General features: G+C 55.9%; 11 protein-coding genes. 10 read left to right on the top strand and 1 reads right to left on the bottom strand.

The features are described from left to right. The first annotated feature begins 121 nt into the window (after nt 1-121). The 9 genes from argS (at nt 122) to AC4FIC_RS02165 (ending at nt 9,806) form a co-directional block, all read left to right on the top strand. Nucleotides 122-1,807 carry an arginine--tRNA ligase gene (argS, locus tag AC4FIC_RS02205; RefSeq protein WP_100258189.1) on the top strand — a complete coding sequence of 562 codons (1,686 nt, stop codon included), beginning with the start codon at nt 122-124 and terminating at the stop codon, nt 1,805-1,807. Nucleotides 1,808-1,820: 13 nt separating this feature from the next. Next, nucleotides 1,821-2,477 carry an SPOR domain-containing protein gene (locus tag AC4FIC_RS02200; protein ID WP_100258190.1) on the top strand — a complete coding sequence of 219 codons (657 nt, stop codon included), beginning with the start codon at nt 1,821-1,823 and terminating at the stop codon, nt 2,475-2,477. A 139-nt stretch (nt 2,478-2,616) separates the two neighbouring features. After that, nucleotides 2,617-3,135 (top strand): ATP-dependent protease subunit HslV, encoded by a 519-nt coding sequence (gene hslV, locus AC4FIC_RS02195; protein WP_100258191.1) that lies wholly within the window; start codon nt 2,617-2,619, stop codon nt 3,133-3,135. Between the two features lie 89 nt (nt 3,136-3,224). Continuing rightward, nucleotides 3,225-4,556 carry an ATP-dependent protease ATPase subunit HslU gene (gene hslU / locus AC4FIC_RS02190; protein ID WP_100258192.1) on the top strand — a complete coding sequence of 444 codons (1,332 nt, stop codon included), beginning with the start codon at nt 3,225-3,227 and terminating at the stop codon, nt 4,554-4,556. A gap of 123 nt (nt 4,557-4,679) precedes the next feature. Next, nucleotides 4,680-6,209 (top strand): HD domain-containing phosphohydrolase, encoded by a 1,530-nt coding sequence (locus tag AC4FIC_RS02185; RefSeq protein WP_100258800.1) that lies wholly within the window; start codon nt 4,680-4,682, stop codon nt 6,207-6,209. Nucleotides 6,210-6,296: 87 nt separating this feature from the next. Further along, nucleotides 6,297-6,677 (top strand): gamma-butyrobetaine hydroxylase family protein, encoded by a 381-nt coding sequence (locus tag AC4FIC_RS02180; protein WP_100258193.1) that lies wholly within the window; start codon nt 6,297-6,299, stop codon nt 6,675-6,677. A 56-nt stretch (nt 6,678-6,733) separates the two neighbouring features. Further along, nucleotides 6,734-8,197: a 4-hydroxy-3-polyprenylbenzoate decarboxylase gene (gene ubiD, locus AC4FIC_RS02175; protein WP_100258194.1), complete on the top strand. Its 1,464-nt coding sequence runs from the start codon at nt 6,734-6,736 to the stop codon at nt 8,195-8,197. Between the two features lie 122 nt (nt 8,198-8,319). Then, on the top strand, nt 8,320-9,063 hold the full coding sequence (locus AC4FIC_RS02170) for a ferredoxin reductase domain-containing protein (protein WP_158524397.1): 744 nt from the start codon (nt 8,320-8,322) through the stop codon (nt 9,061-9,063). Then, the gene (locus AC4FIC_RS02165; protein WP_100258196.1) at nt 9,060-9,806 is read left to right on the top strand and encodes a TrmB family transcriptional regulator; all 747 of its coding nucleotides are present in this window, start codon (nt 9,060-9,062) and stop codon (nt 9,804-9,806) included. Before AC4FIC_RS02170 ends, AC4FIC_RS02165 begins: the two co-directional genes overlap by 4 nt. Nucleotides 9,807-9,935: 129 nt before the next feature. Here AC4FIC_RS02165 and AC4FIC_RS02160 read toward each other — a convergent pair whose 3' ends face one another. Continuing rightward, the gene (locus AC4FIC_RS02160) at nt 9,936-10,373 is read right to left on the bottom strand and encodes an Hpt domain-containing protein (RefSeq protein ID WP_476194267.1); all 438 of its coding nucleotides are present in this window, start codon (nt 10,371-10,373) and stop codon (nt 9,936-9,938) included. 309 nt (nt 10,374-10,682) lie between these two features. Here AC4FIC_RS02160 and AC4FIC_RS02155 point away from each other — a divergent pair, with 309 nt between their 5' ends. After that, a complete protein-coding gene (locus tag AC4FIC_RS02155; RefSeq protein WP_100258198.1) occupies nt 10,683-12,065 on the top strand; it encodes an FAD-binding oxidoreductase in 1,383 nt (460 codons plus the stop codon). The last annotated feature ends 16 nt before the right edge of the window (nt 12,066-12,081 follow it).

Raw genomic sequence — 12,081 nt, 5'->3', positions numbered from 1 at the left:
GCCGATCCGCTGATAGTCTAACCTCCGTTCGCCGATACGGGACGCTGGCTACTGAGGCCGAAAATATGGATAATGCGCAGCGCTTTACCGCCCATTTCCTCGTTCCGGAGAACACTTTTTCATGAAGCAACAGATTGCTCAACTGTTAGCCACCGCTGCCGAACAATTGAAAGCGACCGGTTTTATTCCGAGTGACCAGGCCATCGCGGTCATGGTCGATAATACTCGTGACAAAAGCCATGGTGATCTGACCAGCAATCTGGCGCTTATTTTGGCCAAGGCGTGCCGCAATAATCCGCGCGCCGTGGCCACCGCCTTGATTGCGGCGCTGCCCGAGACACCGCTGGTCAGCAAGATCGAAATTGCCGGGCCGGGCTTTATTAACTTCTTTTTGGCCGGTGCCTCGAGCGTGGAAATTGTCGCCGAAGTCTTGGCCCAAGGTTCGGCCTTTGGCACCAACAACTCCGGTGACGGACGTCGAGTGCAGGTCGAATTTGTTTCCGCCAACCCAACCGGCCCATTGCATGTCGGCCACGGTCGCGGTGCCGCCGTCGGCGACTCGCTGTGTCGCGTTTTGGCCGCCAACGGTTGGCAGCCCACCCGAGAATTTTATTACAATGACGCCGGCGCCCAGATTCAAAATTTGGCCCTATCGGTGTCGGCCCGGGTGCACAATATCGCACCAGACCAAGAGGGTTGGCCGGAAAATGGTTATCGCGGCGATTACATCAGTGATGTGGCCCGTGCGTATCTGGCCGGTGAAACAGTGATTGCCGATGACCAGAATGTCACCGCCAATGGCGATCCAGACGATTTGGATGCCATACGCCAGTTCGCCGTGGCCTATTTGCGCCGCGAACAGGATCTGGACTTGCAGGCCTTCGATGTCGACTTCGATGTGTACTTTCTCGAATCCTCGCTCTATGCCGACGGTCTAGTCGAGGAAACCGTGACTAAATTGATTGCCAGCGGCTTCACCTATGAAAAGGATGACGCCCTGTGGCTAAAGACCACCGACTTCGGTGACGATAAAGATCGGGTGATGCGCAAAAAAGACGGCGGCTATACCTACTTTGTCCCCGATGTGGCCTATCACAAAAATAAATTTGAACGTGGCTTCGACCGAGTTATCAATCAGCAAGGTGCCGACCATCACAGCACCGTCACCCGAGTACGCGCTGGTTTACAGGCCCTTCAGGTTGGCATTCCGGCCGGCTACCCCGATTATAACCTGCATCAGATGGTCATGGTCGTACGCGGTGGGGAAGAGGTGAAACTCTCCAAGCGAGCGGGCAGCTATGTCACGTTGCGCGATCTGATCGATGAGGTCGGCCGCGATGCGACCCGCTATTTCTTGGTGTCGCGCCGAGGTGATGCCCAGATCACCTTTGATATCGATCTGGCTCGATCAAAAAATAACGACAACCCGGTCTATTATATTCAATACGCTCATGCCCGCGTATTTGGCGTTCTCGACCGGCTGGTCGACCAGCAACTGAGCTTTAACCAGGCCGATGGCCTGGCCGCCTTGAGCCGCCTCGATCAAGAAGCGGAACGCGAATTAATGACCCAGCTGCGGCGCTATAGTGACATTGTAAAAAGCGCCGGTACAGCCCTCGAACCTGCTATGATTGCCAACTATTTACGGGATCTGGCCGGCCTGTTTCACAGCTACTACAACAACCATAAGATGTTGGTAGCCGACGATGAAATTCGTAACGCCCGCCTGGTCTTGTCCACTGCCGTTGCACAAGTCCTGGCCAATGGCCTAGACCTGTTAGGCGTCAGCGCACCTGAAAAAATGTAACCTGGAGTAACCGATGGCACGCGATTTCGCCCACAAACCCAAGGCCCCTCAGGGCAGTTCCATTCCAACTTGGGTGTGGATCTTTACCGTGACGGTGGCCCTTGGTTTTGGCGCTTTCTTATATTATTTAAACGCAGTACCGGCCGACAAGGGCGGTGCCGACGCCGTGCGCAAACAGCTGGCCATCGCCTTGCGCGAACCGCTGGCCGCACCTGAGTCCACGGCGGTCAGCCCGGAATATGAAAGCATTGAGGACATTAAGACCAAGGCTGAGACACTCAAGCAGGCCTTCGAGTTTTATCAATTATTGGAAACCGATGAGGTGTCGATCGATCTGCCAGGCGACCGGATAGCCCCGACCGTGCCGACCCAGAGCGGCCCAGCTGCCAGCCAAGACAGCTCCAGCAAGGCGGCGCCCGTGGCGGTGCCCGACGCTAAAAACTGGATTATTCAGGTCGCCTCGTTTAATCGGGTGGCTGACGCTGATCGGTTGCGCGCGGAACTTATATTAAATGGGTTACCCAATACTGAAATACAGTCGGTCGAAGTGACCGGTAAAGGCACCTTTCACCGTGTTATGGTCGGCCCCTTTGATCATCGCCCCTCGCTCAACAAGGCCCAAGACACGCTCGCGAAACTCAACTATCAGGTCCTGGTCAAGAGCCAATAGCAGTCTCCATTGCCACCGCCGGGTGATCGCTTAGCGCCCTGCCTGCGCGCCCAGCAATGGCTTAATTTGCCCCTTACCTTTTAAACTTGCGCCGACGTCCCCACATAGATCGTTGAATTCAATGATAGGCAACCCCTTCATGACAACGATTGTTGCGGTCCGCCGTAATGACCAGGTCGTTATCGCCGGCGATGGTCAAGTATCTCTTGGAAATACCGTATTAAAAAGCAATGCCCGCAAGGTGCGCCGCCTGTATCAAAACAAGGTGATCGCCGGCTTTGCCGGTGGCACCGCCGATGCCTTTACGTTATTTGAAAAATTCGAGGCCCACCTGCAGCAGCACAGCGGCCATCTCACCCGCGCGGCGGTTGAGCTGGCCAAAGAATGGCGTTCCGATCGGGCGTTGCGGCGCCTGGAAGCCCTGCTGTTGGTCGCCGATGGCGAGACGTCTCTGCTTATTTCGGGCACCGGCGATGTGGTGGAACCGGAATATGGCGTGATCGCCATCGGTTCAGGCGGCAACTACGCCTTCGCGGCGGCCCGCGCGCTCTATGAAAACACCGATCTGGACGCTAAAACTATCGCCGAAAAGTCCATGGCCTTAGCCGCAGATATTTGCGTCTTCACCAACCACTCGGTGGTTGTCGAAACGCTGTAAAACAGTTCACCGGCCCCTGCCAACGCGGCAAGGACCACGCCCGACGCGGCACATCACTCGCGGCGGGCCCTATTAGGTAAGAGGTTAGCATGTCGACAATGACACCCAGAGAAATCGTCCATGAGCTGGACAAACACATTATTGGTCAGGACGACGCCAAACGCGCCGTGGCCATTGCGCTGCGTAATCGCTGGCGGCGCATGCAACTCGATGAGCGGATGCGCGACGAAATCACACCGAAAAACATTCTCATGATTGGCCCGACCGGAGTTGGTAAAACAGAAATTGCACGGCGCTTGGCAAAGCTGTCCAATGCGCCTTTTATCAAGGTCGAGGCGACCAAGTTTACCGAAGTCGGCTATGTCGGGCGCGATGTCGAGTCGATTATTCGTGACCTGGTCGAAACCGGCATCAAGCTGTTTCGCGACCATGAATTGCATGCCGTCCGGCCGCGTGCCGAGGATGCGGCCGAAGACCGAATCCTCGATATACTCTTACCATCGGCGCGCACCGGTTCGACCGATGACGACTCTAAAGCGCAACCGTCGGCGACCCGACAGACCTTCCGTAAACGCCTACGCGAAGGCGAACTGGACGCTAAGGAAATTGAGATAGAACTGGCCGAAGCCAAGGTGGGGGTCGAAATTATGGCGCCACCGGGTATGGAAGAAATGACCAGCCAGTTGCAGAATATGTTTTCCAATATGGGCAAGGAAAAAACTAAGACCCGCAAGGTACCGATCAAAGAAGCCCTTAAGCTGCTGACCGAGGAAGAAGCCGGCCGGATGATCAACGAGGACACGCTGCGCCAACGGGCCCTGCACGCGGTGGAGCAAAACGGTATCGTGTTTCTCGATGAGATCGACAAGATTGCCAAGAGTGACAATCGCGGTGGCGGTGACGTCAGCCGGGATGGCGTGCAGCGCGACCTGTTACCGCTCATAGAGGGCTGTACGGTCAATACCAAGTACGGCATGGTAAAGACCGACCATATCCTCTTTATAGCCAGTGGTGCCTTTCACTTTTCCAAACCGAGCGATCTGATCCCCGAATTACAGGGCCGATTACCAATACGAGTGAATCTGCAGGCACTGACACCGGACGACTTCAAGCGTATTTTAACCGAGCCGGACTACAGCATTACCGAGCAGTATAGCGCGTTGATGCAGGCCGAAAATCTCTTGGTGGATTTCAGTGACGATGCCATCGAAGCCATCGCCCGGACGGCGTACCAGGTCAATGAGAACACCGAGAACATCGGAGCTCGACGCCTACACACCATCATGGAACGGTTGTTTGAAGGCATATCCTTTGATGCCAGTGAACGCTCGGGCGAAAAGCAGTCTATCGATGCCGCCTTTGTCGAGGCCGCGCTCGGTGAACTGGCTCAAAACGAAGATCTCAGTCGCTTTATTCTCTAGCGACCAGCGCGAAGCACGGTCGATTTAACCCGCCGTGCTGCGCACCATTAAGTCAAATTGGCGCTGGCAATACCGCATATCTGTGCTTTAGTTAGGGCTCGCCATAAGTCGATGCCCAAGCCGATGACCCGCATGATTTTCAGTGCCGATACCCTACCGCCCTTAACCAGTGAGCCGCCCTGCGAACCTTGGCACATTCTAATAGTCGACGACGAACCCAGTGTTCACGATGTCACCCGGCTGACCCTGAACCGACTGGAACTGTTCGGCCAGCCGGTCAAGCTGCACTCGGCTTTTTCAGCAGCCGAAGCCCGGCTCATGCTGGAGTCGGACACCCAATACTGTTTAGCCTTTGTCGATGTCGTGATGGAGACCCCCCATGCCGGTCTGGAGTTAGTCGAGTGGATTCGCAACGACCGGATGAACGGCGCTATCCGTCTCATTCTGCGTACCGGCCAAGCCGGTATGGCACCAGAGTCGGACGTTATCCGCAACTATGATATCAATGACTACAAATCCAAGACCGAGCTGACCGCTCAAGGCTTGGCTACCTGCGTATTCAATGCTGTGCGCGGTTATAAGGATATCACCACCATCGGTAGCCAATTGGCCGCGTTTCGACAATTGATCGATACCTCCGCCGGTCTGCTCAAACTCGATAGTTTGGATCTCATGGCCAGCTCCGCCCTGCAAGGGTTATTGAGCATTTTACAACTGGAGCGTTCAACGCTCTATCTGGCACGACGTCAGCACAGCTTATTTGCCGAATCAATCGACACCCTGCTCAGTTGTGGCAATGGCGCGCAACAATGCGTGAGCAGCGGCCTAGAGGGTCTCCCTGAGGCGATTCGCGCACGCATTGAACAAACCTTTAGCGATCAAAGCACCGTCGCTAGCGCACAAGACTTTGTCGGTTATTTCGCCACCGGTCAGGATGCCGCGGTGGTCTTATGGGTCGAATATCCGGCTGATGAGAGTCATTTTCGAGCCGGCTTGATCGAGCTCTATGCCAGCCAACTGGTGCTAATCTTTGAAAACCTGATGCGCCAAAACCAGCTCGCCAGCAATCAGAAGGAGCTAATGTATATAGTCGGTGATGCCATCGAGGCGCGTAGCCTGGAGACCGGCAGTCATGTCAAACGGGTCGCGCTGATCTGTGAGTTTTTTGCCCAGCAGTTGGCGCTGCCCAGAGAGTTTATTGAAGCCATTAAGATTGCCGCACCCCTGCACGACATCGGCAAAATAGCCATTTCCGAAGCCATCCTGCACAAACCGGGCAAGTTCACCTCGGATGAATGGGCTATTATGCAAACTCATGCCGCCATCGGGGGCCAGATTTTGGAGCAATCCAAGCTGCCGGTAGCCTGCTTAGGCGCCCGCCTGGCGCGCTGGCATCATGAAAATTGGGATGGCAGTGGTTACCCTGATGGCCTGGTCGGCGATAAGATCCCCATGGAGGCTCGGATTATGGCCATGGCCGATGTCTTTGATGCCCTAGGGTCACAACGCAGCTATAAGGAGCCGTGGCATAACGAGGCGATCTTGGCCTATATCGTTAATCAGAGTGGCATTAAGTTCGATCCCGACCTGGTCGATATTCTCCGGCTCAACATCGACGAACTGGTGCTGCTGCGCAATCAAATTCCCGATTAGCAAGCAGGACGAAAAAGCAGGGGAAAGATTAGACTTCCGCGGCCGATTGCTGATAATGGCTATCGTATTCGTTCAAAAAGTACTGCTATGCACACTGCGCCGCTCAAAATCGATTATCACCGCGCCAGCCAAACCCTAAATCTACAGTGGCCCGACCGGGTCGAGCATCGCCTGTCGGCCGAATTTTTACGAGTGCATTCGCCCTCGGCCGAGGTACGCGGCCATGGCGTGGGTCAGCAGGTACTGCAGGTAGGCAAAAAGGCCGTTGCCATCTCCGGCATTGAAGCCACCGGCCGTTACGCCATCAAGATTATTTTCGATGACGGCCACGACAGCGGCCTGTACGATTGGACCTATTTGCGCCATCTTGGCGATCAGCAAGAGCTGCTGTGGCAGAGCTACCTGGACCGGCTGAAGGCCCAAAACGCCAGCCGAGAGTCGCTCTTTATCAGCCTCAAACAGCTCTAGCCAATGGCTCGTCGCCTGGCCATGCTGCCCGAACCCCTAACCATAAGAACCCGTTCATGAAATACACCGATTTACGCGACTTTATCGCCGGCCTCGAGCAGCGGGGCGAACTGATTCGAATCAGCCATCCAGTCGATCCGCATCTGGAAATGACTGAGTTGTGTGATCAGGTCTTGCGCAAAAAAGGTCCGGCGCTGCTGTTTGAGAACCCCATCGGTTATGACATGCCGGTGCTCGGCAACCTCTTCGGCACACCGGAACGGGTCGCGATGGGCATGGGTGCTAACAACCTGGCAGATCTGCGCGAAATCGGCAAACTATTGGCCTATCTGAAAGAGCCGGAACCGCCCAAGGGCTTAAAGGATGCCTGGTCGAAGGCGCCGCTGCTGAAAAAAGTGCTCAGCATGGCCCCCAAAACCCTGCGCAGCGGGCCCTGCCAAGAGAATATTCTGACCGGTGACCAAGTCGATCTGGGCACGCTACCGGTGTGGACCTGCTGGCCCGAAGATGCCGCGCCGCTGATCACCTGGCCATTGGTTATCACCCAGGGCCCGGATGGTGGCCGCACCAATCTGGGTATCTATCGGCAACAGGTGATCGGTAAGAACAAACTTATTATGCGCTGGCTCTCCCATCGCGGCGGTGCACTCGATTATCAAGCGTGGCAGCAGAAGCATCCCGGCCAGCCTTTTCCGATTGCCGTGGCCTTGGGGGCCGACCCGGCCACCATCCTCGCGGCAGTGACCCCGGTGCCCGACACCCTATCGGAATATGCCTTCGCCGGTCTGCTGCGCGACAGCCGCAGCCAATTGGTCAAGTGTCGCAGCCACGATCTGCTGGTGCCGGCGACTGCCGAGATCATCTTGGAGGGCTTTATCTATCCGGGCGAAACGGCCCCCGAGGGCCCTTATGGTGACCACACCGGCTATTACAATGAGGTCAGTGAGTTCCCAGTCTTTACTGTGGAAACCATGACCCATCGGAATAACCCTATTTATCACAGTACCTATACCGGCCGGCCGCCCGATGAGCCGGCGATCCTCGGCGTCGCCCTAAATGAGGTGTTCATCCCGATTCTGCAGAAGCAGTTCCCGGAAATTATCGATTTTTATCTGCCCCCGGAAGGCTGTTCCTATCGTATTGCCGTAATAAGTATGAAGAAGCAATATGCTGGCCATGCGAAGCGCGTCATGATGGGTACTTGGTCGTTCTTGCGCCAATTCATGTACACCAAGATTCTCATCGTAGTCGATGAAGACGTTAATCCACGCGACTGGCAAGATGTGATGTGGGCGATCAGTACCCGCATGGATCCGGTGCGCGACACTACCCTGATCGAGCACACCCCGATCGACTATCTCGACTTTGCCAGCCCCATCTCGGGTCTGGGATCTAAGATGGGACTCGATGCGACCAACAAGTGGCCCGGTGAAACCAATCGGGAATGGGGCCGGCCGATCGTCAAAGATCCGCTGATCAGCGCGAAAATGACCGCCCTACTGGCGGAACTGAACCTCTAGCGCGGCTTCACCACCGGCCAGGCGGAGCGACACGAAATAGATCGGCCTGGCGCGCTTTGGTTCTAACACAACCGATGCGTATACTGGCCCAACCCTAACCCTTAAAATTGGAGATAATGCTTTTGACCGCCCCCCTAACCCTCGCCACGGTTCACGATATCAAGGCCCTGAGTGGCGACGTCTGGCAAGTTCTGCTCAAGCCGATCGAACCCTATCCGTTCGAGGCCGGCCAATATACCGAGTTACGAATTCCGGGTTTCGAGCATCTGTATTTCACCATCGGTTCGGCACCCCATATGGCGTGTGTGGAATTGCATGTCCAGGGTGACTCCGAGACCAATACGCGGCTTATCAACCACTTGCGCCAACAGGGCTCGGTGCAATTGGCGGCCGCAGCCGGCAGCTGTGTTCTGAGTGCTCTGCCCGCTTCATCGGCGCCCTTATTACTAGTCGCCTCCGGTACCGGCTTCAGTCAAGTCAAGGCGGTGGTGGAAGACCAGTTGCAGCGTCAGGCCAAGCGACCGATCTTTATCTATTGGACCAGTTACCGGCTCAATCAACTCTATATGCTGGATAAGGCTGAGCAATGGGCCGACCAATACCCCCATGTGCACATCGCCGCGCTTATCTCCGAACACAGTCATTGGGACGATAAACACCAGATGCTGGTCCAGAGCATCCTGGCCGACCACGCCGATGTTGGCCAATGCCAGGCACTGACCTGCGGTTCGCCGGAAATGGTCTACAACCTCTTGGATACCCTGAGCGAACATGGCTTCCGGGCCGATCAGATGATCAGCGATGTGTTCGCCTTTGCGCCGCGCGCCGCGATTCCTAAGCCGACCCCAGGGCAGGAGCCAGCGTGAATACCGCCGAAGTGCTGCGTGTCTTCGGTTTAGAGCCGCGCGAAACGCGGATCTATCTGGCCCTGCTCGAGTCGGGCCCGGCCTCGATACGCGATATCGCCGATCGTGCCGGCATTAATCGCGGCACCACCCATGAATTGCTTAAACGCATGCAACCGAAGGGCGTGGTGAGCTTTTTCCCCAAGGGTAAGCGGCATCATTTCAGCGCCGAGCCACCGTCTCGATTGCGTGAACTGGCGCTAAAGCATCAGGCCCAGGTGACCGAGGCCATGGAAGCTCTGGAGGACAAGGTCATTCCCCAGCTGTCGCACCTACAGCCGGTCACCGGTAATGCTGATGTGCACTATTACGAGGGGGATGACGGCATTGAATTGGTGCTGAAAGACATTCTCTCCACGGTCAGTGAGCACAAAGACCGCACCTACTGCGTTTATTCGGCCAAGGCGATCCGTAAACACCTGTACCGACCCTTTCCCAACTATACCCGTCAACGGGTTAAGCTCGATATCAAGGTGCGCGTGATCGCCATCGGGGAAGGCGGCGAGGAGGCCCCGTTGGCCGATCGGAAATGGATCGATGAAAAATCCTCGGACAACGCCGGCTCCTATATCGCCATCTATCCGCCCAAGGTCGCGCTGATTTCGCTCAGCGATGGTGATCTGCCGACCGCAGTGGTGATTAAGTCGCCGACCATCGCCAATACCCATCAGGTGATTTTTAATACCCTGTGGGGGTCGTTGTAGGCACGGATTGTTGTCCTGGCGGAACAAGTCGGGGCGTACTGAAGGTGCGCATTACTGATGTGCACCAATCTCGATTGACGGCTTTGCAGGGCTCGATAGGTGCTGCTTAACGCCTGGGATTCAAAATTGTCAGACCACTGCCGAGAGGGCCTGTAGACCGGGCAAGGCACGCGTAATGACGGTGCCAACCTGATCGCAGATAAGCACCACCTGTTGTTCATCTGGGCTGTTACCCATGGCCTGTTCGCCACTGGCGGCAGCCGTCGACAAGGCCGTTGCGCCGATGGTTGCCGCCAACCCCTTCACCGTATGCATCAAGCGACGGGCGTCATCCCGGCTGTTATTGTGCTGCAGATTTTGCGCATAAGCGCTCAACTGGCTAGGCATGACAAGCAGATCGACGACAAAGGCTGCGAGCGCATTGCGATATACATCTTGCAAACCACCGAGTCGCTCCAGCGCTGCGTTCAGATCCACGCCCGCATCGGCCGCGATCTGGGCAATAGCCACAGCGGCAGGCTCCTGGCGAATCCGACGCATCGCGTCAAAATCATCCATCACGGGCATCTGCACATCCATCGAGCTTGCGCTCGTCGCCAAGGGCACGGTGCTGCTAAAGAAGCACCGATTGCCTTGGCGTCGCTCTCGCCCAAGGCTGCCCCGACTAAGATGCCAATCAATTGTCTACTAGTTACCTTTTTCATTTGACAAGCATACACCCTAAATAAACATCTGTGTGCGTTCATCCATTAGTATTAGACCCGTTAGAAGACAATTAGGTAAACCTTGTCGAGCCATAAAACGGCTAGGGTCCGAGATGAATTCCGACTACTCCTGTGGCATAGTGTTTGTCCGCCTCCATACACTGAATACCGTATGCAAACACTGTTAAACCAACTTATAGAATTACTCGGAGCCCGCCAGGTGTTAACCGGTGCCGATGTCTCTGCTCGGCCGATCAGCTGGTTTGATCCGGCTCCGATGCGCGCCGGTGCCATCGTGCGGCCCGGTTCAACCGAGGAGGTCGCTGCGGTGGTCAAACTCTGTTGCGCGGCCGGAATCAGCATCGTGCCCTTGGGCGGCATGACCGGGTTCGTTGAAGGGGCGGTGCCCTCGGCCGAACAGATTGGGCTTTCATTGGAGCGCTTAAACCAGATCGAGGCTATCAATGTCGATAACCGCACCGTCATCGTTCAAGCCGGTGTGCCCTTACAGGCGCTGCAGGCCTTTGCCGAAAGTAATGACCTGCATTACCCGGTCGACTTAGGCGCCCGCGGCAGCTGCACTCTCGGCGGCATGGCCGCGACCAATGCAGGTGGTAACGAGGTGCTGCGTTATGGCATGTCGCGTGAGCAAATTCTCGGTCTGGAAGTGGTGCTGGCCACGGGCGAGATAGTTAGCAATCTGCGGCCCTTGTTGAAGAACAATACCGGCTATGATCTCAAGCAGCTGTTTATCGGCAGTGAAGGCACCCTGGGCATCATCACCCGCCTATCCTTGCGCTTGCGCGCTCAACACAGCAGCTATTCCACGGCGCTGGTCGCGGTGCCCGACTTTCAATCACTCACGGCCTTGTTGCGCAACCTCGATGCCCAACTGGGTGGGCGTCTGTCGGCCTTCGAAGTGATGTGGCAAGAACATTTGCGCTTTGTCATCGACCAAGAACAGACACACAAAGCACCGCTGAGCCTGGACTATCCTTATTATGTGTTGATTCAGGCGGCAAATTATCACGATCTGGAAAAGGACATTTTCCTCTCGGCTTTGGAAACCTTACTGGAACAAGAGCTGATTATCGATGCCGTGATCGCCAGCTCGATGGCTCAGCAACAGGCCCTGTGGGCCATTCGCGATGATATAGAGTGTTTAACCACCGGGCTGGCGCCCTATATAGGCTATGATGTCAGCCTGCCGATTGATGCTATGGAGGCCTATGTCGACAACCTAACGGAGGCGATCCGCGCCCACTGGCCCGAGGCTAAGGTGATTGTCTTTGGCCATCTCGGTGATGGCAACCTGCACCTCTTTATTCATATAGGGCCAGATTTATCGGATCGGCAGCGCAGCACCATTAACGAACTGGTCTACCAGCCGTTGGCCTCCTGTCAGGGTTCTGTGTCCGCCGAGCATGGCATCGGCTTCCAGAAAAAAGCCTACTTGCAATATAGCCGCACGCCGCTGGAAATAGATCTGATGCGTCAGCTGAAAAAGACCTTCGACCCCGACAACCTGTTCAACCCGGGTGCGATATTCGATTGACTGGGGCCCTTAGAGC

It is taken from the genome of Reinekea sp. (genome assembly GCF_982785585.1).
This window is presented reverse-complemented; position numbering and strand designations above follow the sequence as displayed.